The organism is Lysobacter concretionis Ko07 = DSM 16239 (genome assembly GCF_000768345.1).
Classification (GTDB): domain Bacteria; phylum Pseudomonadota; class Gammaproteobacteria; order Xanthomonadales; family Xanthomonadaceae; genus Novilysobacter; species Novilysobacter concretionis.
The window spans coordinates 61,736-86,314 of sequence record NZ_AVPS01000010.1; the positions used below are offsets into that span (position 1 = coordinate 61,736).

General features: G+C 68.1%; 21 protein-coding genes. 15 read left to right on the plus strand and 6 right to left on the minus strand.

Annotated elements, in window-relative coordinates:
* Position 1: 1 nt before the first annotated feature.
* The 4 genes from N792_RS12230 (at position 2) to N792_RS12245 (ending at position 2,627) form a co-directional block, all read left to right on the plus strand.
* The gene (locus N792_RS12230; RefSeq protein ID WP_156969415.1) at positions 2–538 is read left to right on the plus strand and encodes a hypothetical protein; all 537 of its coding nucleotides are present in this window, start codon (positions 2–4) and stop codon (positions 536–538) included.
* A gap of 82 nt (positions 539–620) precedes the next feature.
* Positions 621–1,172 (plus strand): hypothetical protein, encoded by a 552-nt coding sequence (locus N792_RS12235; protein ID WP_156969416.1) that lies wholly within the window; start codon positions 621–623, stop codon positions 1,170–1,172.
* A gap of 3 nt (positions 1,173–1,175) precedes the next feature.
* Positions 1,176–1,925 (plus strand): hypothetical protein, encoded by a 750-nt coding sequence (locus tag N792_RS13555; RefSeq protein ID WP_052104080.1) that lies wholly within the window; start codon positions 1,176–1,178, stop codon positions 1,923–1,925.
* 96 nt (positions 1,926–2,021) lie between these two features.
* On the plus strand, positions 2,022–2,627 hold the full coding sequence (locus N792_RS12245) for an ECF-type sigma factor (protein ID WP_052104082.1): 606 nt from the start codon (positions 2,022–2,024) through the stop codon (positions 2,625–2,627).
* A gap of 51 nt (positions 2,628–2,678) precedes the next feature.
* Here N792_RS12245 and N792_RS12250 read toward each other — a convergent pair whose 3' ends face one another.
* On the minus strand, positions 2,679–5,078 hold the full coding sequence (locus N792_RS12250; protein WP_036195676.1) for a serine/threonine-protein kinase: 2,400 nt from the start codon (positions 5,076–5,078) through the stop codon (positions 2,679–2,681).
* 596 nt (positions 5,079–5,674) lie between these two features.
* Between N792_RS12250 and groES the strand changes: the two genes are divergently transcribed.
* The 4 genes from groES (at position 5,675) to glnE (ending at position 12,699) form a co-directional block, all read left to right on the plus strand.
* Positions 5,675–5,962, plus strand: coding sequence for a co-chaperone GroES (gene groES, locus N792_RS12255; RefSeq protein ID WP_036195678.1), 288 nt, complete (start codon positions 5,675–5,677; stop codon positions 5,960–5,962).
* 103 nt (positions 5,963–6,065) lie between these two features.
* Positions 6,066–7,703 (plus strand): chaperonin GroEL, encoded by a 1,638-nt coding sequence (gene groL / locus N792_RS12260; RefSeq protein ID WP_036195680.1) that lies wholly within the window; start codon positions 6,066–6,068, stop codon positions 7,701–7,703.
* Between the two features lie 659 nt (positions 7,704–8,362).
* Positions 8,363–9,757: a S8 family peptidase gene (locus tag N792_RS12265; RefSeq protein WP_198025597.1), complete on the plus strand. Its 1,395-nt coding sequence runs from the start codon at positions 8,363–8,365 to the stop codon at positions 9,755–9,757.
* 95 nt (positions 9,758–9,852) lie between these two features.
* Positions 9,853–12,699, plus strand: coding sequence for a bifunctional [glutamate--ammonia ligase]-adenylyl-L-tyrosine phosphorylase/[glutamate--ammonia-ligase] adenylyltransferase (gene glnE / locus N792_RS12270; RefSeq protein WP_036195684.1), 2,847 nt, complete (start codon positions 9,853–9,855; stop codon positions 12,697–12,699).
* 190 nt (positions 12,700–12,889) lie between these two features.
* On the opposite strand, the gene N792_RS12275 is transcribed toward glnE, so the two are convergent.
* A complete protein-coding gene (locus N792_RS12275; protein ID WP_036195686.1) occupies positions 12,890–13,846 on the minus strand; it encodes a mitochondrial fission ELM1 family protein in 957 nt (318 codons plus the stop codon).
* A gap of 125 nt (positions 13,847–13,971) precedes the next feature.
* Between N792_RS12275 and N792_RS12280 the strand changes: the two genes are divergently transcribed.
* The 6 genes from N792_RS12280 to N792_RS12305 all read left to right on the plus strand — a co-directional run bounded on the left by N792_RS12280 (position 13,972) and on the right by N792_RS12305 (position 18,669).
* On the plus strand, positions 13,972–14,571 hold the full coding sequence (locus N792_RS12280; RefSeq protein WP_036195687.1) for a malonic semialdehyde reductase: 600 nt from the start codon (positions 13,972–13,974) through the stop codon (positions 14,569–14,571).
* Positions 14,572–14,653: 82 nt separating this feature from the next.
* Positions 14,654–15,232 carry a YceI family protein gene (locus N792_RS12285; RefSeq protein ID WP_036195689.1) on the plus strand — a complete coding sequence of 193 codons (579 nt, stop codon included), beginning with the start codon at positions 14,654–14,656 and terminating at the stop codon, positions 15,230–15,232.
* Positions 15,233–15,240: 8 nt separating this feature from the next.
* On the plus strand, positions 15,241–15,945 hold the full coding sequence (locus tag N792_RS12290; RefSeq protein ID WP_036195692.1) for a pirin family protein: 705 nt from the start codon (positions 15,241–15,243) through the stop codon (positions 15,943–15,945).
* 55 nt (positions 15,946–16,000) lie between these two features.
* Positions 16,001–16,198: a zinc-finger domain-containing protein gene (locus N792_RS12295; RefSeq protein ID WP_036195695.1), complete on the plus strand. Its 198-nt coding sequence runs from the start codon at positions 16,001–16,003 to the stop codon at positions 16,196–16,198.
* Between the two features lie 10 nt (positions 16,199–16,208).
* Entirely contained in the window at positions 16,209–17,333 is a 1,125-nt protein-coding gene (locus N792_RS12300; RefSeq protein ID WP_036195696.1) for a glycosyltransferase, read from the plus strand.
* Positions 17,314–18,669 carry an O-antigen ligase family protein gene (locus tag N792_RS12305; RefSeq protein ID WP_036195698.1) on the plus strand — a complete coding sequence of 452 codons (1,356 nt, stop codon included), beginning with the start codon at positions 17,314–17,316 and terminating at the stop codon, positions 18,667–18,669. Before N792_RS12300 ends, N792_RS12305 begins: the two co-directional genes overlap by 20 nt.
* Before the next feature lie 573 nt (positions 18,670–19,242).
* Here the strand turns inward: N792_RS12305 and lpxL are convergent.
* Entirely contained in the window at positions 19,243–20,199 is a 957-nt protein-coding gene (gene lpxL / locus N792_RS12310; protein ID WP_036195701.1) for an LpxL/LpxP family Kdo(2)-lipid IV(A) lauroyl/palmitoleoyl acyltransferase, read from the minus strand.
* 94 nt (positions 20,200–20,293) lie between these two features.
* On the opposite strand from lpxL, the gene waaA reads away from it, so the two are divergent.
* Positions 20,294–21,652, plus strand: coding sequence for a lipid IV(A) 3-deoxy-D-manno-octulosonic acid transferase (waaA, locus tag N792_RS12315; RefSeq protein ID WP_052104085.1), 1,359 nt, complete (start codon positions 20,294–20,296; stop codon positions 21,650–21,652).
* Here the strand turns inward: waaA and N792_RS12320 are convergent.
* From N792_RS12320 to N792_RS12330, 3 genes are all read right to left on the minus strand, one after another.
* Positions 21,606–23,036: a TolC family outer membrane protein gene (locus N792_RS12320; RefSeq protein ID WP_036195702.1), complete on the minus strand. Its 1,431-nt coding sequence runs from the start codon at positions 23,034–23,036 to the stop codon at positions 21,606–21,608. The two genes, waaA and N792_RS12320, sit on opposite strands and share 47 nt — an antisense overlap.
* A gap of 15 nt (positions 23,037–23,051) precedes the next feature.
* Positions 23,052–23,702 (minus strand): protein-L-isoaspartate O-methyltransferase family protein, encoded by a 651-nt coding sequence (locus N792_RS12325; RefSeq protein ID WP_036195796.1) that lies wholly within the window; start codon positions 23,700–23,702, stop codon positions 23,052–23,054.
* A 174-nt stretch (positions 23,703–23,876) separates the two neighbouring features.
* A complete protein-coding gene (locus N792_RS12330) occupies positions 23,877–24,566 on the minus strand; it encodes a TetR/AcrR family transcriptional regulator (protein ID WP_052104101.1) in 690 nt (229 codons plus the stop codon).
* Positions 24,567–24,579: the final 13 nt, after the last annotated feature.

Below are 24,579 nucleotides of genomic sequence, written 5' to 3' on the forward strand. Positions count from 1 at the left end.
GATGCGAATGTCCATTCTGGGATCGACCCTCGCCGCTCTGGCCTTGCTGGCCGCCGGCTGTGCCAACGGTGAAGCCGACGCCCCACTGGCGATGGGTGCGCTGGATGTCGCCGACAGCGTGCCGCCCGCCGCGGCGTCGCCGTCGGCACAGGTCGGGATCGTGACCGATGCCGGCACGTTCTGGTTCGCCCCATCGCGTTGCATGGTGGGGCCCGACAACGACGTGGTGAGCTACATGATTTCCGGTGCGGGCAGCGCGCCCGACGGGCAACCGGTCTTCGTGGAGTTGGCCGGCGACGACGGCAGCCAGACCGACGGCCCCGACCTGCGTATCAACGTCGGTGTCGACCGGGCGTTCAAGCCTGGCGATCCGCAGTGGATCGCGAACGATGGCATGGCGCATGCACTGGGCGTTGCCCCGGCGACGGGGCAGATCGACGGCCAGGTCGTGACCCTGGCCGGCGTGGTGTTCAGCACGGACAGCAGCACCCGCCTGACGGTGGAAGCGCCGATCCGCATCGACTGCAGCGGCGGCTAGGCCAGGGGAGGGAGTCATGTCCGGGGGGAATGGATCGATGCGTCGCATCGGGTGGGCAACCGGTGGGTTCCGGTTGTTGTGCGTGGCCGGGCTGGTGGCGCTGCTGGCGGCGTGCGGGTCCGGGCGCGATGCGGAAACGCAGTCCAGGGTCGAGCCGGGCGAAGGCACCGGCCTGATGGCAAAAGCGCGGAACCTGGCATTGGAGCAGGTGTGCAAACGCAGTTCGGCCTGTGACGACAAGGAGTCCAGGGAGGTGGTCAAGGCCTTGGATGAAGTCCTTCGGCAACTGCCCCGGGAGGCCCGGCGCCAGCTGGCCGAAGCGGACATGGACGATGCCGCTGTCATCGGGGCCGGGGCCGGTGCCGATACCGATGACGCGTCCCGGCTCTCCGGTGCCGCCCTGGCGGGCTTGATGGACATGGCGCGGAGCATGCTGGAAGCCAACGCCGCGCAGCAGACGGCGAGCACTTCCATGGACGCCGCTTCATCCGGCGCCATTTCCACCGATGTCATCGGTCCGGAAACCACCGGCCGGGAACTCGTGGCCCGGCTGGACGGCATTCCGGTCAGGACCGGCGCCCTGACGCCGGCCGAGTTGCTGTCCCGCATCGCACCGCCCCCGGCCGAGGACTGACCGATGATCGATATCCGCGTCCTGTCGGCGGTCATGTTTGGACTGGCCGGCCTGTTGGCCGCACCCGGCGCCCAGGCGCAGAAAAAGGTGATGGTCGCGGACTGCGGGGTGGGCGGTTGTCGCTGCATGCTTTCCGCCACGACCGTCATGGATATCGAGACCCTGACCGGCCAGGCGGCGCCGCCTGGCGCAGCGGGCATGACGCTGGTGGTGGCCTTCGACGAAATGGTCTGGAGCCCGAAGACGCCAAAGGAGCTCCACCGGATATTCGGTGGCAGCGGCGAGTGCCCGATCGAGGTGTTTCCCGCGGCGGGCAACGCCAGGGGCCCGCGCGACGGCATCTGGGTGTTCGAGGATCACCCGGCGGACATGTCGCGATGCCCGCTGATGAAGATGGGCGGCGCAATCGCTGGCGCCGAGATCGACGGTCCGAAGGGAGGGGACGTGCCCATTCGCTGGGGCGGGCAGTTCCATCCCGGCAAGTACTTTCCCGAGGTGCCGGGCGCGCTCCGCTGGATCCGGATCGACGACAGGAACTGGCGCGGCGAACTCGACGGCGTCAACACCACGGCCGCAGTCGATATCCTCTCCGTCGTCCTGCACTCGTCTCTGGTGCGTGACGACCTGATCCGTGGATCGCTCAGCTACAGATCGAACATGGACAAACTCATGAAAGACATCCCGCAAGTGGCCGGGATGTACAAGTGCGAGTTCCGCACGGAGTACACCGGACGCTGGAAGTCCGGCTTCTGACGAGGCTGCGGGCGCGTCATCTCCTGACGTATGCTCAGGTGATCACGCGCCGGCAACACAACAGGACTGGCGCACTTTTCAGGGAACGATGCGCCTATGTACAACCCACCGGGGCCGGATGCCGGCCTGACGGAAGAGATCTGCGCCAGCGCGGTGGAGCTGGCGCCCTTGCTGTATCCGGAATTGCGGCAGGCGGCCCGCGGGATCCGTGCCCGGATGCCGCGCAGCGAAACGATCGTGACCACCGCCTTGATCCACGAGGCCTATCTCAAGCTCGCGCGCGGCGGCCAGTGGAGCAGTCGCCGCCATTTCCTCGCGGCCGCGGCCGTGGCGATGCGCCATGTGCTGGTGGACCAGGCGCGTGCGCGTCTGCGCCTGCGTCGTGGCGAGGGTGTGTCCGCCGTGCCGCTGGACGAGGCGTATCACCAGCCGGAGAACCAGGGTGCCTTCTCGACGGACAGCAGCGAGGTCAGCGTTGCGCTGGGCGAGGCCATCGATGTCCTGGCGGGCCTGCATCCCCGGTTGGCGCGTGTGGTCGAGTGCCGCTTCTTCGCCGGCTACACCGAACTCGAGACCGCCGACATCCTCGGCGTGACGGAGCGCACCATCCGCCGCGACTGGGTGAAGGCACGCGCGTGGCTGGAACAGGCGATTCGGCCGGAGCTTCCGGCCGACTGGGTGCCCGGCGAGTATTTCGGGTAGCGGTCGACGGCGGAAAGCGCGGGCCGTAGCAGGCTGTCTGTTCCGCCGGGCTCACGGGTCCCATTGCTGTTCGAGCTCGCGGATCTGCTCCAGCGCCCGTTTGCCCGCCGGCCCCAATGCCTCCATGAGTTGCCTGGCCAATGCCAGCGACTGGCGGGCCCCGGTGGTGTTGCCTGCCGCGTGCAGTGCGCGTGCGCGGGACACTTCCAGCATCGCCGCCAGCGGATGTTGCTCGCCGTAGTTGTCGATGATCCGGGGCTGCAACCAGTCCAGGGTTTCCTGCGCCTGCAGTGGCTGGGCAGTGGCGGCCAGCGCGTCCACCAACCCCAGTCCTGCAGACAGGGTGATGGTGTTGGCGTCTCCGCCGGCGTGTTCGGTCGCCATCGCCATCGCCTCGCGCAGCAGCGGCAGGGCTTCCAGATGATGGCCCAGCACGTTGAGCGTCTTGCCGAGGTTGTTGATCAGCGCCGCCAGTGCGGCGGAAGGGCCGTACAGGTCGCGACGCAAGGCCAGTGCCCGCCGGAATATGTCCACGGCCTGGACGGCACGGCCAAGCTGTACTTCGGCGCCGGCCCAGTTGTTCAGCGTGTTGAGGGCGTCGGCGCTGCGGTCCTGCCCGAGCGCGGTCCAGATGTCGTAGGCCTGCTGGAGGTAGGTAACGGCTTCTTCAAACTGCGCCGCCTGGTAATAGGCTGTCCCCAGGTTGTTGATCAACACCGCCGTATCCCGATGCTCCCGGCCCGACAGCGCGATCCGCCCGGGCAGCGTGTCCTTCAGCGTCGCCAGCGCGCGCTGCGGGTCGCCCTGGGCCTGTTCGAGCTGCGCCTGCAGCAGGCGGCTGTCCAGCAATTGCGGCTCAAATCCGGGTTCCTGCATCCAGTACGCCTGCGCCTGCTGCAGCAGTTCGGCCGCGTCGGCCTTGTGGTTTTCGCGGAAGTTGACCTGGGCCAGGTCGTGCATGGCCATCGCGCGCACATCGGCGCGCACGTCGTCTTCCTCGAGCAGCTGCTCCAGCAAGGGGCGGGCGCCGGTGTAGTCGTTGAGCTGGAAATACAGTTCGGCCAGCGCGAGGCTGATGTCGGCGCGGCTGTCGGGGTCGTCGGCGAACTGCTCGTGGATGCGCCGGGCAGCCTCGTTCAGCACGTCCCTGGCGGAGACCTCGTCGTTGGCCTCCCGCTCGCCGGCACTGCGGAACATCAGTGACAGGTACTGGCGGACAGCGTCGTTGCGGGCGGCTTCGCGGCGTGCGTTGTCGCGCTCCATCGCGGTTTCCCGGGTCTGCAGTGTCAGCGCCACCAGCCCGATCGCCAGGCTGGCGAACAGTGCCGCGGTGAGTGCGAATGCCGTGCGGTGCCGCTGCAGCCGGCGCGCGAGCAGGTAGCCGAAGGTCGCATTGCGGGCCTTCACCGGCCGCTGTTCCAGGTGGGCGCGCAGGTCGTCGGCGAACGCGTCGACGGTCGGGTAGCGGTGCTGGGGGTTCACCTGCATGGCCTTCAGCACGATGCTGTCGAGGTCGCCGCGCACGGCATGCCGCTCGCTGCCGGTCAAGCGCTTGCTGGGCGGCACCGGATCCTGCAGCGACAGGCGCTCCATCGCGCGGATGATCGGCAGTCCGCCCAGTTGCCACGGCCGCTGGCCGGCGAGGAGTTCGTACATCACCACGCCCAGCGCATAGACGTCGGTGGCGGTGGAGACCGGTTCGCCACTGAGTTGTTCGGGCGCGCAGTAGTCCGGCGAGGCGCGGATGACCTGGGTGGCCTCCTCGGCCTCTCGGGACAGGGGCGAAAGCCGTTTGGCGATGCCGAAATCGAGCAGTTTCAGGCGACCTTCCGGCGTCACCAGCATGTTTGCCGGCTTCAGGTCGCGGTGGATGATCAGGTGCTGGTGGGCATGGCTCACCGCGGCGCAGGCCTGCAGCACCAGTTCCAGCCGCGCCGCCAGCGGCAAGCCGCGCGCGTGCGCGGTCAGGGCCACGCCTTCCACGTACTCCATCACCGCGTAGGGCATGCCCTCGTGCTCGCCGCCGTCGAGCAGGTGGGCGATCCCGGGGTGCTCCAGGCGCGCAAGGATGCGCCGCTCCGCCGCGAAACGCGCACGGTCTTCAGCGGAATCGAACGCCATGAGCAGTTTCAGCGCGGCGCGCTGCTGGAAGTCGTTGCCGACCCGGTGGCTGAGGTACACCTCGCCCATGCCGCCGCGGCCGAGCAGGGATTGCACCTGCCAGCACCCGACTTCGGTGCCCGGCCACAGCCGCGGAGCCTGTTCGCTGCCGTCGGCTGCGGGCGAACTTTCACCGTGGCTGTCGTTGGCCCGCAGCAGGGCCGCCACTTCTGCCCGGACGGCCTCGTCGTCTTCCAGTTCCCGCAGTGCATCCGCGCGTTGAGCTGACGGCAACTCGACGATGCGGTCGAACAGCTCCCATACCCGCAGCCAGTGCTCCGAATCGTGCATCTTCCTTTCCCCGATTTTGGCGCTGACCGGGTGTGCTCTTTCCGAGCTTCCCGGCTTGCGCCATGTCCTTATGTCGTTCCGATCATAGCCAAGCTTCCCGATGCTTCGCTCTGGTGCCGGTTTGACGGGGTTGGCGGCGGTTTGCAGCCGTTGACCTCTCGCCCCGGGCGTGGCCCGGTGCAATTGGCCGCGAGGCGCGGTCCGGCCGCCTTCACCTCTGGTAAATGTGACCAAAATGGGCAAACATAGCCGCGGGCTGACAGGAGTTGGCTGCGACGAGGGGGTCAGGTCAGGGGAGGGGCACAGGACGTGCCGAGCTGGATGCCATTCCCGAACCAGAAGGAGCGCGTTTCCCCGGGGAGCGCGCTCCTTCTTTTCCTGCCACCGGGCCGTGCCGCGCCGCGCGCCGGCCGGGTCGCCTCATTGGCGGCAAAGAATCTGCGCCCCGGCCCTTGAAAGCCCGACGGCGTGCCCCATCTTCCTTCGCAGTCCCGGTTCGCCGGGCGCGTTGGCTGCCCGATACGCCCTCGTCATCGGCAGCAGACGCCCACATTGCGCTGTTATCGACCCTTTCAACCATCTAGAGGTTGCTGAAAATGAATATCAAGCCGCTGTTCGATCGCGTGGTCATCAAACGCATGGAAGAAGAAAAGATGTCCGCTGGCGGCATCGTGATCCCGGATTCGGCCACCGAGAAGCCGATCAAGGGCGAAGTCGTCGCCGTCGGCGAAGGCAAGATCCTGGACAACGGCAGCGTGCGCGCGCCGAAGGTCAAGGCCGGCGACAAGGTGCTGTTCGGCAAGTACAGCGGCACCGAGGTCAAGCTGGACGGTACCGACCTGCTGGTGGTCAAGGAAGACGACATCTTCGCGATCCTCGGCTGATCCGAGACATTGCCGGCATGCCCGGCCAGGAAGCCGGCTTCCAATCCGCGGTTCCACACACCAAATTTCCCATTCCAAATCACGTTTTTTGAGGTTCTAGACAATGGCTGCCAAGGAAATTCGTTTCGGCGAAGACGCGCGCTCCAAGATGCTGCGCGGTGTCAACACGCTCGCCAATGCCGTCAAGGCGACTCTCGGTCCGAAGGGCCGCAACGTCGTGCTCGACAAGAGCTATGGCGCCCCGACGATCACCAAGGACGGCGTGTCCGTCGCCAAGGAGATCGAACTGGCCGACAAGTTCGAGAACATGGGCGCGCAGATGGTCAAGGAAGTCGCCTCGCGCACCTCCGATGACGCCGGCGACGGCACCACCACCGCGACCGTGCTGGCCCAGGCGTTCATCCGCGAGGGCATGAAGGCGGTCGCCGCGGGCATGAACCCGATGGACCTCAAGCGCGGCATCGACAAGGCCGTCTCCGGCGCGGTTGCCGAGCTGAAGAACATCTCCAAGCCGTCGTCCACCAGCAAGGAAATCGCCCAGGTCGGCACGATCTCGGCCAACTCCGACGCCAACATCGGCGACCTGATCGCCAAGGCGATGGACAAGGTCGGCAAGGAAGGCGTGATCACCGTGGAAGACGGCTCGGGCCTGGACAACGAGCTCGACGTGGTCGAGGGCATGCAGTTCGACCGCGGCTACCTGTCGCCGTACTTCATCAACAACCAGCAGTCGATGCAGGCCGAGCTGGATGACCCGTTCATCCTGCTGTACGACAAGAAGATCTCCAACGTGCGTGACCTGCTCCCGGTCCTGGAAGGCGTCGCAAAGGCCGGCAAGCCGCTGCTGATCGTTGCCGAGGACGTGGAAGGTGAGGCGCTGGCGACCCTGGTCGTCAACACCATCCGCGGCATCGTCAAGGTCTGCGCCGTGAAGGCGCCGGGCTTCGGCGACCGTCGCAAGGCGATGCTGGAAGACATGGCCGTCCTCACCGGCGGCACCGTGATCTCCGAGGAAGTCGGCCTGCAGCTCGAGAAGGCGACCATCGCCGACCTCGGCCGTGCCAAGAAGGTGCAGATCTCCAAGGAGAACACCACCATCATCGACGGCGCCGGCGATACCGCTGCCATCGAGTCGCGCATCAAGCAGATCAAGGCGCAGATCGAGGAGACCTCGTCCGATTACGACCGCGAGAAGCTGCAGGAGCGCGTGGCCAAGCTGGCCGGTGGTGTGGCGGTGATCAAGGTCGGTGCCTCGACCGAGATGGAAATGAAGGAAAAGAAGGCCCGCGTCGAAGACGCCCTGCACGCCACCCGCGCCGCAGTGGAAGAAGGCGTGGTCCCGGGCGGCGGCGTCGCCCTGATCCGTGCACTGGCCGCGGTCACCGGTCTGAAGGGTGACAACGAAGACCAGAACCACGGCATCACCATTGCCCTGCGTGCGATGGAAGCCCCGCTGCGCGAGATCGTCACCAACGCCGGCGAAGAGCCGTCGGTGATCCTCAACAAGGTCAAGGAAGGCAAGGGCAGCTACGGCTACAACGCTGCCAATGGCGAATACGGCGACATGCTCGAGTTCGGCATCCTGGACCCGACCAAGGTCACCCGCACCGCGCTGCAGAACGCCGCTTCCATCGCCGGTCTGATGATCACGACCGAAGCAATGGTGGGCGAGCTGCCGAAGAAGGACGAGCCGGCGATGCCGGCCGGTGGCATGGGCGACATGGGCGGCATGGGCTTCTAATTCCCGCCTGAGCGGTATCCCAAGACGAAAAAGCCCCCGCAGCGATGCGGGGGCTTTTTTCATGTCTTTTCCGTTGGGTAGACGCGCGAGCGTTAGATCCCGGGCCTCGGCCGCACATCAAATAGCAGCGTTGGCACGCTGACCTCCACCGTCCTTGCCGGCCAGGTTCCCCGCACGTCGCGGCCCAGGCCGGTGGCGGTGGCGGTGGTGCTGCGGGATCTTGCGAACGATTCCATCGCACCCGTTGAGTCCATCCATACCGCCGTGGGTGACCCGTTCGCGGTACTGGTTGTTTCCCCCGGCCTCTTCTTTCTCAGCCTTCGTCGCGGGTTTGTCCAGGCTTTTCAGTCCGCGCTTCGTTTATGTACCCGTTGGTTCTATTTTGCACTGCAGCGTGCAACCGCACTAACAACTCCTTCACAGTCGATCCGCATCCCGACGTGGGGGAGGGAGCAGGCCCGCAACCGGTTCGTCCGGTGCGGGCTTTTTTTATGGGTGCAGTGGCGGTTCGCGGGTTTGGCCGCTCAGGCGTCGCTGAAGCGTTTATCCCTTGGCGGCGATGCAAAAGGCGTTCAGCCCCGGTCCAGCCTTGGCTCGGGCGTGGGCGGCGACTCCCGTCGACGCCTCCACTCACTGTCCTTGCAATGAAGGGGTATTCCATGAGCATGCTTGCCCGCGCCATCACAGTGGCGCTTGGTTCCGTTGTCTGCGTCACCTCCGCCCATGCCGCCACTTACGTGGTGACCGCCCACCAGAACAAGTTCGACCGCCCGCTGGCCGCGAAGGTCGAGGCCGCCGGCGGCACCATCACCGCGCGCCTGCCTCAGATCGGCGTGGTCATTGTCGAGTCCGACAACCCCCACTTCGCCAGCCGTGCCGGCAAAGTGCAGGGTGTGCGGTCGGCAGTCGCCGATGTGACCCTGCAGTTCGAACAGCCCCAGCCGCAGCAGCTCGACCCCGACGCATTCACCAACCCGCCGAACTCGACTGACGACGACCGCTTCTTCGATCTGCAGTGGGGCCACGCCGCGATCGACGCGGCCGGCGCCTGGAACGCCGGTTACCGCGGCGAAGGCGCGACCGTCGCCGTGCTCGATTCGGGCCTGTACTGCGACCATCTGGAGTTCGCCGACAATTTGCTGGCGGCCGACTCGGCCTCGTTCGTACCAGGCGAGGGTTATTGCAACACCGTCGGCAGCGCCCACGGCACCCATACCGCCGGCACCATCCTCGCCGGTGACAACGGCGCCGGCACCATCGGTGTCGCCCCCGAGGCCAAGCTGATCGCGGTCAAGGTACTCAGTGAGACCACTGGCAGCGGCAGCTTCGGCGGCATCATCCAGGGCATCGTCCACGCCGCCGAACACGGCGCCGACGTCATCAACATGAGCCTGGGCGTGAGAGGTGGGCTGGACTCGCGGGGCAATGCCGTGGCCGAGCTGGTCAATGCGACCAAGCGTGCGGTGCAGTACGCGGCCAGCAAGAACGCGCTGGTGGTCGCTTCGGCCGGCAACGACGGCCGCGACCTGGACCACGCCAGCGGGATCGAGGTCTGCGATGACGACGGCTTGTGCTACCGCGCCAACCTGAAGGCATTTCCGGCCGGGTTGCCGGGTGTGATCTCGGTTTCGGCGACCGCGCCGACCGGCTGGGCCACCGACTTCGAAACCGACCTGGACCACTTGGCGAGTTACAGCAACTACGGCCAGTCGGCCATCGACTTCGCTGCGCCGGGTGGCGACTTCGTCTATCCGGGCAACGAGTTATGCACGGTCGGCGGCGTGTTCCATTACTGCTTCGTGTTCGACTATGTGATGAGTTCGACCTCCGTTATTGGCGGCGATAGCTATTACGGTTGGAGCGCTGGCACCAGCATGGCGGCGCCGCATGTGTCGGGCGTGGCCGCGCTGATCGTCGGCAAGTACGGCGGCGAAATGTCGCCCAAGGCAGTGGAGCGCATCCTGCGCCAGTCCGCCGACGACCTCGGCAAGCCCGGCAACGACAGCCATTACGGCAGCGGCCGGGTCAACGCCGCGCGCGCTGTGGCCGACTGAGCCGTGCCCCGGCATTGAGCCGCTTGGACTGAACCAACGGCCGCCCGTGAGGGCGGCCGTTTTGGTTCGTGTCGCGCGTGCCATCATCGTTGTCGATGAAAGACGTACCCGACTTCGACCCCGATGCCATCGTCGCTCGCGCGCTCGATCGCCTGCGTGCCGTCGGCGACCTCGACCAGGCCGACTGTGCACGCCTGAGGCCGGTGGCGATCGCCAGCGACTTCGCGATCGCCACCCTGGTTCGCCAACCCGCGTTGCTGGCCCGGCTGCTGGCGGACGACGGCGATGCGGCGTTGCCGGTACCTGGGCTGGTCGCCGACAACCGCGACCAGTGGCCGTCGCTGCTGCGGCGCTATCGCACCGCCGAGTCGACCCGGCTGGTCTGGCGTGACGTGCACGGGATGGACGATGTGGATGCCACCCTGGCGGGCAGTACGGCGCTGGCCGAAACCTGCCTGCGGCTCGCGCTGGAGGCGCTGGAGCAGGAGTTCGGCGCCCGCCACGGATTCGTGCGCCGTGCGGACGGCAGCGCGCAACGACTGGTCGCGTTCGGGCTGGGCAAGCTGGGCGGCGGCGAGCTGAATTTCAGCTCCGACGTCGATCTGGTCTACGGCTACGAGCAACCGGTCGATCCGCAGCGGGAGACCAGCGACGGTGCGCGCCCGCTCGCGGCCGAGAACTACTTTTCCCGGCTGGGCCAGCAACTGGCCAAGCTGCTGGACGAGGTCACCGGCGACGGCTTCTGCCACCGCGTCGACCTGCGCCTGCGCCCCTACGGCAACGCCGGACGGATTGCGTGGTCGTTCCCGGCCATGGAGCAGTACTTCCAGCGCGAGGGGCGCGACTGGGAGCGCTACGCCTGGCAGAAGGCGCGACCGGTCGCCGGCGATCTCCAGGCCGGCGAGCACTTCCTGGAGACGCTGCGCCCGTTCGTGTATCGCCGGTATCTCGACTACGGGGCGCTCGACGGACTGCGTGCGATGAAGGCGGCGATTGCCGCCGAGGTGGCGCGCAAGGAGCTGGCCGACGACATCAAGCGCGGCCCGGGCGGTATCCGCGAGGTCGAGTTCCTCGCCCAGGCGCTGCAGCTGATCCGCGGCGGCCGCGAGCCGGGGCTGCGCCAACGCGCCCTGCAGCCGGCGCTGGCGGCGCTGGTGGAAGCCCATCAGATCGAACCCGGAGCCGGCACCGCGTTGGCCGAGGCCTACCGCTTCCTGCGCCGGCTGGAAAACCGGCTGCAGATGCTGCGCGACGAGCAGACCCATGCCCTGCCTGTTGATCCCATCGACCGGGCGCGCATCGCGCAGGGTCTGGGTTATCGGGAGTGGAGCCAGTTGCTTGACGCGCTGGAGCGGCGTCGCGAGGTCATCAGTGAGGAGTTCCACGCCCTGCTGGCACCACGTGAACGCCAGCAGGCGCCCGGTGCACTGGCCGATTACTGGCTTGCGTTGCCCGATGGCGGCAATGCCGCTGCATTGGCGGATGCGGGTTTTGATGAGGTTGACGAAGCCGATGGCCTGCTGCGCGATTTCGTCCGCCGCCCTGGCGTGTGCGGGCTGTCCGACAGCACCCGCGCACGTCTGGACCGGGTGTTGCCGGCGTTCCTGCAGGGCGTGGCCCGCTCCCGCCAGCCACTGCTCGCGCTGCGGCGCCTGCTCGCGCTGCTGCACAACATCCTGCGTCGCAGCGCGTACCTGGCTTTGCTCGACGAACAGCCGGTAGCGCTGGCGCGGCTGGTCGAGGTCATCAGCCAGAGCGCCATGCTGGCGGAGCGACTGACGGTCCACCCGTTGCTGCTGGACGAACTGCTCGACTCGCGCGTCACCGGGCCGCTGCCGGGCCGTGACGAGTTGATCGCCGCCTGCGTCGGTGTGGCCGGAGCCGGCGACGATACCGCCGGCGATGATGTCGAAGCGGTCCTCAACGCACTCAACGAGGTGCGCCAGGCGCTGAGTTTCCGTATCGCGATGGCGCATCGTGACGCTCGCCAGCCGGCGGTCGATACCGCGCGGCAATTGACCTGGCTCGCTGACGGCGTCATCCAGCGGGTGCTTACGCTGGCCGAACGCGAGATCCGTACCGTCCACGGCCGTCTGTCGGGGGCGCGGTTCGCGGTATTGGGGTACGGCAGCCTCGGCGGCGGCGAACTGGGTTTCGGCTCCGATCTCGACCTGGTGTTCCTGTATGACTCGGGTGACGACCCAGGTGATGAGGTCGGCGGCGACAGCGTGCTGTCCGATGGCGTGCGCCCGCTGGACGCCTCACGCTGGTTTGCGCGCCTGGCGCAGAAAATCGTTGCCCTGCTCGGAGCGCCCTCGACGGCCGGACGCCTGTACGACGTCGATGTGCGCCTGCGCCCGGACGGCGCGAAGGGGCTGCTGGTATCGACCCTGGCCAGCTTTGCCGACTATCAGCGCAGCCGCGCATGGAGCTGGGAACACCAGGCGCTGGTGCGCGCGCGCCCGGTGGCGGGCGATCCGGGTCTGGGCGCGGAATTCGAGGCAATCCGCAGCGAGATCCTGGCGCGCACGCGCGATCCGCAGCAGCTGCGCGCCGATGTCGCCGGAATGCGCCTGCGGATGCGCGCGGAACTGGACCGCAGCGATGCCGCCGTGTTCGACCTCAAGCAGGGCGAGGGCGGACTGGTGGATCTGGAGTTCCTGTTGCAGGCGCTCGTGCTCGATCACGCCGACGCCGCGCCGGAACTGCTGCTGTCGCGCGATACGCCAGGGTTGATCGAGGCGATGCAGGCCGCTGGGGTGTTCGATCCCGACACCCATGAGCGCCTGCAGGCGGCCCACGCCACCCTGCTGTCACGCGGACTCGACTGCACCCTGGACCGTCGTGCACGCCGGGTGGGCCGGGACGAGGCGGTGCAGCAGGCACGCGCGGACATCCGGGCGGCGGTACTGGCGCACGGGCTGGATTTCAGCACTGGCTGAGAACCGCCGATCGAGGACGGCGAGTCGCCGATGGTTCCTGCGACAGCACGGCTCCGCAAGTTGCCACGCCGCCGTCCCGCACAGGTAGGAGCGACGTCAGTCGCGACCTGTAGATCGTGTCCAACATCCGTAGCCTCGCGGCTGAGGCCGCTCCTACAACAGCAACAGCAACTTGCCGGCCAGCCGGGCGTTACAGCCCGAGCCGACGCTTCACTTCCGCGGCCACGCGCGCGGTTTCGCGCAGTGGCGTCACCGTGAACGGTGCCAGGGTGTCATCCAACGGCCGCACCCGTCCCAGTTCGAGCAGGCGCTCGACGAACCGTCGCGGTCGGCCCGACAGTTGCGCCAGGCCGGCGACGAACACCGGCACGTCGGTGGCGCAGGCTTCCGACAGCATGTTGACCGAGTCGGCCGTGCAGACGATGCGGTCGGCGCAGGCGAGCAGACCGGGGTAGGGGTTGGCGCCATCGCCCGGGCCGCTCCACACGAGTCCGCTGCGACCGGCGACGTGGTGACGCAGACGCTCGGCGAGCGCGGCGGGCGTGCGGCGGGACGTGGTCACCAGCAGGCAGCCGCCTTCGGCTTCGGTCGTGCGCTGCACGCCGGTGACGATGGTCTCCAGCAGTGCCGGGTCGAATCGCGCGTGCGCGCTGGCGCCGCCCAGCAACAGCGCGGTGCGGGGCTGCGGCAGGGTGGCCAGCGCACCGAAGTGCACGCGCGCGGCGGCCAGCCAGTCGTCATCGACCGGGTGCAGGCTGCCGAGCATCGCGATCACGTTGTCGCCGTCCAGCCGGTCGTGTTCGGGGGCGATCACCAGATCCCAGTGCCGCGTCGGGATGCGCGGATCGAGGATCTGCACCGTTTGCGCGCCCCGCCGGCGCAGGACACGCGTCGCCAGCGCGGCCTGCCGCCCGCACCCGATAGCCAGCTCCGGCGGCGTGCGCAGGGCCAGGGCGAAGCTGGCGCCGAAGGCGTGCTCCGCGAACGCGCCGCGCGGCGCGGTCCAGCGCCACGGCGCGTGCGTGTGCAGCGTCCATTCGCGCGCGGGCCGGCCCAGTGCCGCGGCCAGCGCGAGGACCTGGCGCAGGTTGCCGGCGTGGCCGTCGCAGAGCGTCCAGGTCGCCGAACGGGTGCCCGAGTGTTCCATATTCGACTGTAATCCGTTCCGAAGTGACTGCCTGTTGCGAATCCGGCCATGCCCTACAATTGCCGCCTTGGCAGCGATGTGCGTTGCCGCACCCATTCAATCCATTGCCCTTGCGGAGATCATAGATGCCCCAGACCCGGCACGAAGCCCTCGACCCGGCAGCACTCGACCAGTTGTTCCGTACCGCCCGCACCCACAACCAGCTCGGCGGCGAGGTCAGCGACGAGACCTTGCGGCAACTGTACGAGCTGGTGAAGTGGGGCCCGACCAGCGCCAACATGAGCCCGGCGCGCTTCGTGTTCGTGAAGTCCGCCGAGGCCAAGGCCAAGCTCGGCCCTGCGCTGGATGAGGGCAACCACGCCAAGACCATGGCCGCGCCGGTGACGGTGATTGTCGGCTTCGACGAGGATTTCCACGAGAAGCTGCCGTACCTGTTCCCGCACACCGACGCCAAGAGCTGGTTCGACGGCCCGCGCGATGGACGCAGCGCCGCCGCGTTCCGCAACGGCAGCCTGCAGGGCGCCTACCTGATCCTGGCCGCACGCGCGCTGGGGCTGGACACCGGCCCGATGTCGGGTTTCAACAACGCGATGGTCGACGAGGCGTTTTTCAAGGGCACCACGATCAAGTCGAATTTCCTGGTCAACCTGGGTCATGGCGACGCCGATACGTTGTTCCCCCGTTCGCCGCGATTGTCCTTCGATGAGGCAGCGCGGATTCTCTGAGTCGGCACGCCCGATGCGCCGGCCGACTCAACACCACTGACCCGATACAGCGATACCAACCGACATTACGCGGAGACACACCATGTTCAAGCGACTGATCCTTGCCACCGCCCTGGCCGCCGCCGGCACCGCCGCCTTTGCCGCTCCCGTCACCTACCAGATGGATCCCGCGCATACCGACGTGATCGCGCAGTGGAGCCATTTCGGCTTCTCCAACCCGAGCATGCACTTCGGCCAGGCCGATGGCGTGCTGGTGTATGACGCCGACAACGTCGCCGCCTCCAGCGTCCAGGTGACCCTGCCGCTGTCGTCGATGAACAGCTTTACCGCCAAGTTCGACGAGCACCTGCGCAGCGCCGATTTCTTCGACGCGGCCAAATTCCCCAGCGCCAGCTTCAAGAGCACCCAGGTCGAAGCGGCCGGCGAAGGCAGGCTGAAGGTCACCGGCGAGCTGACCATCAAAGGCATCACCAAGCCGGTCGTGCTGGATGTCACCTTGAACAAGGTCGGCGAGAACATGATGAAACAGCCGACCATCGGCTTCGACGCGGTGACCACCATCAAGCGCACCGACTTCGACGTCGGCATGTACGCGCCGGCCGTGAGCGACGAGGTGCGTATCCGCATCACCACCGAAGCCTCCGTGCCGAAGGCGGAATAAGACGATCCATGATCATCCAGCGCCCTTCCGACAGCCGCGGTCACGGTCCGGCCCAGATCGACTGGCTCGACAGCCGGCATACGTTTTCCTTCGGCGGTTATTACGATCCCGAATGGATGGGCTTCGGCGTGCTGCGGGTGATCAACGAGGACCGTGTCGCCCCCGGTGCAGGGTTCGCCCCGCATCGGCACGCGAACATGGAGATCCTCAGCTACGTGCTGTCGGGTGCCCTCTCGCACCGCGACAGCAGTGGCGCCGAAGGCGTGATCCGGGCCGGTGAACTGCAGTGGATGGGTGCCGGCCACGGCGTCGAGCACAGCGAGTTCAACGCCTCGACCACCGAGCCGGTGCACTTCCTGCAGATCTGGCTGCAGCCCGACCGGGTCAACGCCGCGCCGGGGTATGCCCACCGGCCCGCGACGGCGGGCGAGGGCTGGCAGCTGCTGGCCTCGCCCGATGGCGCCAGCGGCAGCATCGCGATCCGCCAGCAGGCCCGGCTGTACCGCGCCGGGCTGGCGGACGGGCAGGCCGCCGCGTTCGATCTGGATGACGGCCGTCGTTACTGGCTGCACGTCGCCGCCGGTGCGGTCGCGTCCGGTGACCAGCGCCTGCTGGCCGGCGATGCGGTCGGCATGGTCGACGAGGCCGGAACGCTGATGCTGGAAGCCGTGGCCGACGGCACCGATGTGCTGTTGTTCGAGCTGCCCCGGTAAGCACGGCGGGGCGGCTGGTAAACTGGCCGCCTCGCATCATCCGTCGATACCCGCCATGACCGCAGTCCAAGTCCATCCCACCCAGGCCAACGCCGAGCGTCGCTACGTCGTTACCCGCGCCGACCTGCCGCTGAGCTGCCCCATGCCGTCGATGGCACTGTGGAATTCGCACCCGCGCGTGTACCTGCCGATCGAGGCCGAGGGCGAGAGCGACTGCCCGTATTGCGGCGCGCATTTCGTCCTCCAGGACTGACCCTTCCACGATGCGCCGGATGACCGTCGTCCAGCTGTTGCCGGCGCTGGAATCGGGTGGGGTGGAGCGTTCCACGCTGGAAATCGCCCGGGCCCTGGTGGATGCGGGCCATCGCGCGATCGTGGTTTCCGCGGGTGGCCGGCTGGTGCCATGTCTGCTGGCTTCCGGTGCGGAGCATGTGACGCTCGACATCGGTCGCAAGTCGCTGTTGACGTTGCGTCAGGTGAGGCCGCTGCGCGCCTTGCTGGCCGGTGGCGACGTCGACATCGTCCATGTGCGCTCGCGCTTGCCGGCCTGGATCGCGAGGTTCGCCCTGCGCGGCATGGCCGCCGCGACGCGGCCGCGGCTGGTCAGCACCGTGCACGGCCTCAACTCGGTTTCGGCCTACAGCGCCGTCATGACCCGCGGCGAGCGGGTCATCTGCGTGTCCGGCTGCGTGCGCGATCATGTGCTGCGGCACTACCCGAAAACCGGTCCCGACCGCCTGCGGGTAATCCCGCGCGGTATCGATCCGGCGGTCTTTCCGCACGCGCCGTTGCCGGATCGCGCCGCGCGCCAATGGGCCGCCGCGCAGCATCCGGCGCTGGTCGGCAGTGGCCCGCTGCTGCTGCTGCCCGGCCGCGGTACCCGCCTGAAAGGGCATGCCGATGCGCTGCAACTGCTGGCGCGGCTGCGCGGCGACGGCCTGGATGCCCGGCTGTGGTTGCCCGGTGCGCGCGAGTCCGGACGCGAGGCGTATATCGCCGAACTCGAAGCCCGGGCGGTGGTGCTGGGCATCGAAGGTGCGCTGGCGTTCACCGCGCCCACCGATGCCATCGCCCGCGCCTATGCCGCCAGCGACCTGGTGCTGCAGTTGTCGCGCAAGCCCGAGGCGTTCGGTCGCACCGTGATCGAGGCGTTGTCGGTCGGTCGTCCGGTGCTGGGCTGGGACCATGGCGGGGTGGGCGAATTGCTCGGCCAACTGCAGCCCGCGGGCGCAGTGCCCGCATTCGATGAGGCGGTCCTGCACCAGCGCGCCCGCGGCCTGCTGGCCCGGCCGTCGGTGGCAGCCGTTACGATGCCCCTGCTGTCGGATTACACCCTGCACGCCATGCAACGAGCGACCCTGGATGTCTATGCCGAACTCATCGACTGACCCGCCTGCGTCAGCGCGCCCAGCCGCGAACGTCCCACACAGGCAGTCGAGCCACGGGTGGCGCTGGGCCCCGGCGTGGGTGCTGGCCTATGTGGCGTTGTGGCCCGCGCCCGGTTATGCCGAAGGCGTCCTCGTGCTCGGTGCGCTGCTGGCGATCGTCAAGCTGATCGGCTCGCGTTTCCGTGGCGGCAGCCAGTTGTTGAGTGGCGCGGCCTGGGCGTTGACCAGCGTGCTGTTCTTCGCCTACTGGCTGCCCGAACTGGTGTCCTCGTTCGATGCGGTGGATCCCGGCCGCGCGCTGCGCGAGGCGGCCGCGGACCTGCGTTACCTGCCGTTCCTGTGGCTGGTGGCTTCGGCCGTCGCCAACCAGCGTGGACGTCGCAACACTTTGGGCGGGCTGGCGATCATCGTCGGCGTCTGGACGGTGGATGCCCTGTTGCAGGCGCTGACCGGCACCAGTCCGCTGTTTTTCGGTATCGACACGATCAAGCAGGCGATCAGCGGTCACGGCATGTGCACCGCCATCGAGGTCGCGGGTCGGGATCGGCTGAGCGGTGTGCTCGGGCCGTGCAACCTCAAGCTGGGTCTGGTCCTGGCGAGCCTGTCGCCGTTCGCGTTGTACGCGATGAGCCGTCGGTTCGGAATCGCCGGCTGGTTGCTGGGCGCCACTGCGATCGGCGTGGTGGTGGTGCTGGCAGGCTCGCGCGCATCGTGGATCACCTATGCACTGGTGCTGGTCTTGTCCGGCTGGCGCCTGCTGGGTTGGAAGAAGTTGCTGGGCGTATTCGCCTTCGGCGCCGTCATGCTCGTGGTGCTTGGCATCGTCTCACCGGACGTGCGCCAGCGACTGGAGCGCACGACCCACGTGCTGGCGGCCAACGAAGCCGGGGTCGACCGGGCGTTGTCCGGGCGCACCCGGATCTGGGGCGCGGCGCTGTGCATGGCCGGCCACCACCCGATCAACGGTGTGGGTGCCCGCGGTTTCCGCGAGGCATTCCCGGAGTGTGATCCGCAGTCGGGGCAGGTCGCTCAATGGGGTGAGGGGCCGGCGCTGCATGCCCACCAGATCGTGCTGGAAATCCTCAGCGAGACCGGAGTTTTCGGCCTGCTGTTGTGGCTGGCCGGCGGCGCGCTGGCCTGGCGCGCCTGGCGGTTCGCCGATGCCGCCGCCCGCAGGCGGGCACGTCCGGCGATGCTCGCCCTGGTGGTCACGGTGTTCCCGCTCAATACCCACCTCGCGTTCTATTCAACTTTCTGGGGTGGACTGACCCTGCTGCTGGCAGCCCTGTATGCCGGCAGTTTGCTGGCCTTGCCTGACGCGGCGGAGCAGAAGTAGCTGGCAACAGCAACAGCAACAGCAACAGCGGAGCGGGATGTAGCGAGGGCTTCGGATGCAGCGTCGCCCTGTCGGGGTGCTTGCTGCCCGGTTCGAGCAGCCCGCTCCGCGGCCCGGTCCGGCGCAGCGCACCGGCCGTTCGCGCAGGCGCGCGGCAGTGCCGCGCAAGCCGCCTGCACTCACCCATGCCCGTACTCACCGCCGCAGGCCACGGCGGAAAATCCGCATGGCTGCTGTTCGGCCACCGAGAAATTTCGGCAGGCGCCGCCTGCGCCATCCAAGCCCCATGGCTCTGGGCTCGGCCCGGGACAAAGGCCGTCGCTTATTGGCATCGGGACCACGTGTACTTGAGCGCGCTGCAACGTTACTGCGGTCGAAAAGGCCCGCCAGCTTTTGTTCTTCCTTCGACCAGCGAGAAATTCCGGTGGCGCCTGTCGGGTGTCCCGATCACCAAGCGAATATCGTGGAGCGACTGATCGGGATACCCGACAGGCGCAGCCTCCTTCCTCACGCGCTCGGCTCTGACTTACCGACTCAGGCAGACGCTATTTCATATGCTGGCACCGGGCAGGTCTACCCGCGCCGGTAAGGCGAGCTCATTCCCGGCGGGCGCCGCTTGAACCGGCGGTGGATCCACAGGTACTGGCTGGGTGCCTCGCGCACCATGGCCTCGATGGCGGCATTGACCTTGGTGCTGTCGATGGCGGCATCGCTGGAAGGAAAATCCCCCAGTGGCGCACCCAGCCGCAGCACGTAATCCGCACCCTCGCGCCGATGGAAGAACGGCACCACCGCGCAGCCGGTCAGGCGGGCGAACTGGTGGGTCGCGGTGATCGTCGCCGCCGGCACGCCGAAGAACGGCGCGAACACGGTGTCCTTGCCGCGCATGTCCTGGTCGGGCGCGTACCACAGCAGGCCGCCCTGCTTGAGGTGCCGCATCGCCGGACGCAGTTCGGCATTGGCGAACATCGCGCTGGCATAACGCAGGCGGCCGCGCTTGACCGCCCATTCCATCACCGGACTGCGATGGCGACGGTACATGCCGGCCAGCGGCAGGTGGTCGCACATCAGCCGCCCGCAGATCTCCAGGGTGAGGAAATGGCCGGACACCAGCAGCACACCTCGCCCTTGTGCACGGATCGCCTCGATGGCCTCCACGCCCTCGATCCGTGTCGTGCGGCGCATCGGCGCGACCGAGCCCCACCAGGCGCGCGCGAACTCGAACAGGCCGATGCCCAGGTCGCGAAAGCTTGCGCGCAGCAAGGCCTCGCGCGACGCCTCGTCCAGCTCCGGAAAACACAGTGACAAGTTGATCCGCGCCGCCTGTCGCCGCTCGCCGGCCAGGCGCAGCGCGAGCGCCCCGATGCCCGCGCCGAGTACGCGCTGCAACGACCACGGCAGGCGCGCGGCCAGCCACATCCCGCCCAGCGCCAACCACATCGGCCAGTGGCGCGGCCCCAGCGGCGCGGCTCCGGCGGAGGTCGGGCTGGCCGGAACGGAATCGGATGCGGGGGAAGCGGTATCGGACATGCCCGCGATTCTACCGGGCGGTCCCTCGCCGGGGACGGCCGTGCAGCGCTCCCGCGCCGGCCGCGCCGGCCGGGCCGTACAGTATCCTTCGCGCATGCGAACAGACCTGATCGAGCGCCTTCTGCGCGGCCTGTATTCGACCGCGCTGTACCTGCTGGTGCCGCTCACGGTGTACCACCTGATCTGGCGCGGCTTTCGCCAGCCTGCCTATTTCCAGCGCTGGAACGAGCGTTACGCACGCTATCACGACGACCCGCATCGGCTCACGCTGTGGGTGCATGCGGTATCGGTCGGCGAGGTCAACGCGGCGGTGCCGCTGGTGGACGCGCTGCGCCGCGGCCGCCCCGACCTGCAACTGCTGGTGACCACGATCACCCCGACCGGTTCCGAGCGCGTGCGCGCGTTGTGGGGCCACGATGTCGAGCACGTCTACCTGCCCTACGACCTGCCGGGCGCGGTGGGCCGGTTCATCGACCACTACCGTCCGTGCGCCGGGCTGATCATGGAAACCGAGCTGTGGCCGAACCTGCTGTTCGGTTGCCGCGACCGTGGGGTGCCGGTGTACATCCTCAACGCGCGGCTGTCGGAACGTTCCCTGCGCGGCTACCGGGTGCTGGCGCCGCTGGTCAGTCGCGCCTTGCGTACCGTGACCATGGTCGCCGCGCAATCGCTGGCCGACGCGGTGCGGTTCGTGCGCCTGGGCGCGCGGCCGGAGCAGGTGGTCGACCTGGGCAACCTGAAATTCGACGTCATGGTGCCCGAGGGGCTGGAGAGCTTCGCCGCCGAGTGCCGTCGTCGTTGTGGGGACCGTCCGGTCTGGATCGCGGCGAGCACCCACGAGGACGAAGAGGCGGCCGTGATCTTGATCCACCGCCGTTTGCGCGCGCGGTTTCCCGACCTGCTGCTGGTGTGGGTGCCGCGTCATCCGGAGCGGTTCCGGATGGTCGCCGACTACGCGCGCGCCGCCGGCTGGAAAGTATCCACGCGCTCGCGAGCGCAGTGGCCGACGGCGGCGGACGAGGTCTTCGTCGTCGACACCCTGGGCGAGCTGGTGCACTTCTATGCGTGTGCCGACGTGGCCTTCGTTGGTGGCAGTCTGCAGGCGATCGGTGGCCACAATCTGCTGGAGCCCGCCGCGGCGGGCACCGCGATCGTGACCGGCCCGCACCTGCACAACTTCGTCGAGATCTCGCGCCAGCTCGATGACGCCGGCGCGCTGCGGGTCGGCGCCGATGCCGAGGGCGTGGAAAAAGCACTGGAGGCCCTGCTGGCCGACCCGCAACTGCGTTCGGCCATGACCGAGGCCGGCCGCACCCTGGTGGAGACCGGACGGGGTGCGCTGGCGCAGACGATGGTGTTGCTGCAACCGGTGCTGTCGGCAAACCCGACGACAGCACCGGCATCGCCTACCGCTGAAGTGGCGACTGGACCTGCGATTCGGCGTCGACGGTAAGCAGGCGGTTGATGTCCTGCACGTCGTTGATGTCCAGCGTGCCGGCCGCTTCTTCCAGCACCAGCCGCTGCTGCAGGTGGTTGTATCGCGCCACGGCATAAGCCTGCTGCGCGCCGAACAGGTTCTGCTGGTTGATCAGCACGTCCAGCACGGTGCGGGTGCCGACTTCCAGGCCGACCTGGGAGGCGTCGTAGGCGGCCTGCGCCGAGACCAGCGCAAGGCGTCGCGCTTCGACTTCGCTGACGCCCGCGACCAGGGTCTGGTACGCATTGCGCGTGTTGCGCTCCAGCGCGCGGCGCTGCTGCTCGAGCTGGTCGCTGGCGACATCGCGCTGGGCGACGGCCTGGCGCACGCGCGACTGGGTGGCGCCACCGGAGAAGATCGGCACCGACAGGGTCACGCCGATTTCCGGGCCGCGGCTTTCGCTTTCGATGGGGCTGGTGACCGATCCCGGCAGACCGCTGGCACTGAACGTGCGGTCGCCCCAGGTCTTGCCATCGGAATAACCGCCGCCCAGATACAGCGTGGGCCAATGGCCGGAACGGGCGGTGGTGATGTTGGCCTCGGCCGACTGCACCTGGTACTGCTGGGCGCGCAACGCCGGATTGTTCTCGATCGCGGTCTGGACCCAGCTGTCGGCCCCTTCGGCGACCGGCAGTGCGGGCTGGAAATCCTGCGGCAGCCCCTGCAGGTTGCGCACCGGCTGGCCGGTGATTTCCGCCAGCGCCTGGTACGCGTCGGCGACGGCATTGCGGGCCAGGATGGTGTTCGCGCGCGCGCTGTCGTACTGGGCGCGCGCCTCATGGACGTCGGTGATCGGCGCCAGGCCGACTTCCAGCCGCTTGGAGGCGAAGTCGAACTGCTTCTGCAGCGCCGTTTCCGCGGCTTCGGCGGCGGCCAGGGTTTCCAGCTGCACCAGTACGTTGAAGTACGTCGCCGAAGTGCGCGTGATCAGGCTGTTGCCGGCGGCCTGGAGCTGGAAGTCGCTGGCCCGGCTCAGGGCTTTCTGGCTGCTGAGCGTGCTGAAACGCGAGCGGTCGAAGACCATCTGGTTGACGTTCACCCCCATTCGGCGCGAGGTCGTCTCGGTATTGACATCACCGCGGAAGGTCACCGGTTGCCCGGTCACGGGATCGAACTGGTTCGAGGTTGCCGGGCCTTCGCTGCGCGAACGGTTGAGCGATGCGCTGCCGTCGATCTGCGGCAGCATCGCCGCCCGCGCCTGCACCGCGCCTTCCCGCGTGGCCAGGCGGCCGGACTCCGCCGCGGCGAACTGCGGATCGCCGGCGCGCGCCAGCTCGTAGGTCTGCAACAGGTCTTCCGCCGCGGCGGTGGCCGGCAGCAGGGCGAAGGCGAGGGCGAGAACGAGTGGGCGGGAAATCATGCGGAGTCCTTGCGGTCAGAATTCGAAGGCCGGCACGGGGGCCGCGCCGGCGAGGTAGGGGAGGTCGGTCTCGAACAACGATTCGATGCGCGGTCCGTTGACATCGTTGTGCAGCAGCACCGCTTCCATCGCCGGCGAGCGGCCACGCACGATGAACATCCGGCCGCCGGGCTTCAGCCATTTCAGGAAGGCCGACGGAATGCTGTCCACCGCAGCGGTCACGCAGACGGTGTCGAAGCGGCGCTCCGTCTGCCAGGCGAAGGCATCGGCAGCGACCACCTCGATATTGGCCAGGCCCTGGGCGATCAGGCGCGCGCGGGCGGCATCGGCGAGATCGGCGTGCCGTTCCAGGCTGACCACGTCGCGCCCGAGCCGTGACAGGCAGGCGGTCAGGTAACCGGTGCCGGTGCCGATTTCCAGCACGTCCTCGCCCGCCTGCAACAGCAGTGCCTGCAGGATGCGGCTCTGGATGACCGGCTTCAGCATGGCTTCGCCGTGGGCCAGCGGCAGGTTGGTGTCGGTGTACGCCAGGTTGCGGTGCTCGGCGGGCACGAATTCCTCGCGCGGCATCGCCGTCAGAACGTCAAGCACGCGCGCATCCAGCACGTTCCAGGGCCGTACCTGCTGCTCGACCATCAACTCGCGGGCCTTGGCGAAATCAATCATGCTCATGCGTGGAATCTCGGGTTGTTCGTGTCAACCGCTTATTGTACTGGCCCCGTGGGCCGACGTCCGGAACATGGGCGCCGGTCGTTCCGGGCCGTCCGCGCGGTTGCAGCGCCTACAGGATGGCGTTCAGCGTGGGCCGGGCTTGAGTGCCGGAAGTCACCGCGACCTAGGTCATGGATCGTCGGAGCCCGTGGCTGGCGCACCGCCGGGTGCATACGCACGCAGGAACAGGTCCACCGCCGATGCCAGATGGGCTTCGATTTCCGCCGGTGTCGGGTCGGTGCAGCCGAACAGCAGCATCGCGTGCGGGTCGCCCTTGAGCAGCACCAGCAACTGGCTTGCTGCAAGCCGGACCTGGCCCGGATCGGTATTGCCGATCACCAGTTCGCCGGCGGCGATGCGCCGGTGCAGCAGGCTCGCCAATTCGTCCTGCACGCGCCGGGGGCCGGCGTCCCAGAACGCATGCGCCAGCGGCGAACCCGCCAGTTGCGGCGTGCACAGCATCCGGTGGGCGGCAATCGCCTCGGGACTGCTGACCAGGGCGTGGAACGCGCGGGCGATCTTCAGCAGGCGTTCGCGCAATGGCGTGCCGGCCGAACCGGCGAACAGCGAGTGCGGCAACTGCTGCTCGCAGTACGAGGCGACGGCGGAAGAAAACAGGTTTTCCTTGTCGCCGAAGTGGCTGTACACGGTGAGCTTGGAGACGCCGGCCTGGGCCGCGATCTGGTCCATGCTGACGCCCTCGTAGCCGTGACGGATGAACATCGTCCGGGCGGCATCGAGGATCGCCGCCCGTTTGGCCGGATCCTTCGGGCGGCCCGGGCCGGCGGGCGCCTTCGCAGGTGGGGCTGGTGTCGCCACGGAATCGGGAGCG

Bases quoted from the DNA above. Each gene is read 5' to 3' on its own strand.
- N792_RS12290 (WP_036195692.1), top strand. From the start codon at position 15,241: ATGATCATCCAGCGCCCTTCCGACAGCCGCGGTCACGGTCCGGCCCAG.
- groES (WP_036195678.1), top strand. From the start codon at position 5,675: ATGAATATCAAGCCGCTGTTCGATCGCGTGGTCATCAAACGCATGGAA.
- N792_RS12275 (WP_036195686.1), bottom strand. From the start codon at position 13,846: ATGGAACACTCGGGCACCCGTTCGGCGACCTGGACGCTCTGCGACGGC.
- groL (WP_036195680.1), top strand. From the start codon at position 6,066: ATGGCTGCCAAGGAAATTCGTTTCGGCGAAGACGCGCGCTCCAAGATG.
- N792_RS12250 (WP_036195676.1), bottom strand. From the start codon at position 5,078: ATGCACGATTCGGAGCACTGGCTGCGGGTATGGGAGCTGTTCGACCGC.
- N792_RS12265 (WP_198025597.1), top strand. From the start codon at position 8,363: ATGAGCATGCTTGCCCGCGCCATCACAGTGGCGCTTGGTTCCGTTGTC.
- N792_RS12280 (WP_036195687.1), top strand. From the start codon at position 13,972: ATGCCCCAGACCCGGCACGAAGCCCTCGACCCGGCAGCACTCGACCAG.
- N792_RS12305 (WP_036195698.1), top strand. From the start codon at position 17,314: ATGCCGAACTCATCGACTGACCCGCCTGCGTCAGCGCGCCCAGCCGCG.
- N792_RS12300 (WP_036195696.1), top strand. From the start codon at position 16,209: ATGCGCCGGATGACCGTCGTCCAGCTGTTGCCGGCGCTGGAATCGGGT.
- N792_RS13555 (WP_052104080.1), top strand. From the start codon at position 1,176: ATGATCGATATCCGCGTCCTGTCGGCGGTCATGTTTGGACTGGCCGGC.
- N792_RS12320 (WP_036195702.1), bottom strand. From the start codon at position 23,036: ATGATTTCCCGCCCACTCGTTCTCGCCCTCGCCTTCGCCCTGCTGCCG.
- glnE (WP_036195684.1), top strand. From the start codon at position 9,853: ATGAAAGACGTACCCGACTTCGACCCCGATGCCATCGTCGCTCGCGCG.
- N792_RS12230 (WP_156969415.1), top strand. From the start codon at position 2: ATGCGAATGTCCATTCTGGGATCGACCCTCGCCGCTCTGGCCTTGCTG.
- N792_RS12285 (WP_036195689.1), top strand. From the start codon at position 14,654: ATGTTCAAGCGACTGATCCTTGCCACCGCCCTGGCCGCCGCCGGCACC.
- lpxL (WP_036195701.1), bottom strand. From the start codon at position 20,199: ATGTCCGATACCGCTTCCCCCGCATCCGATTCCGTTCCGGCCAGCCCG.
- waaA (WP_052104085.1), top strand. From the start codon at position 20,294: ATGCGAACAGACCTGATCGAGCGCCTTCTGCGCGGCCTGTATTCGACC.
- N792_RS12325 (WP_036195796.1), bottom strand. From the start codon at position 23,702: ATGATTGATTTCGCCAAGGCCCGCGAGTTGATGGTCGAGCAGCAGGTA.
- N792_RS12295 (WP_036195695.1), top strand. From the start codon at position 16,001: ATGACCGCAGTCCAAGTCCATCCCACCCAGGCCAACGCCGAGCGTCGC.
- N792_RS12245 (WP_052104082.1), top strand. From the start codon at position 2,022: ATGTACAACCCACCGGGGCCGGATGCCGGCCTGACGGAAGAGATCTGC.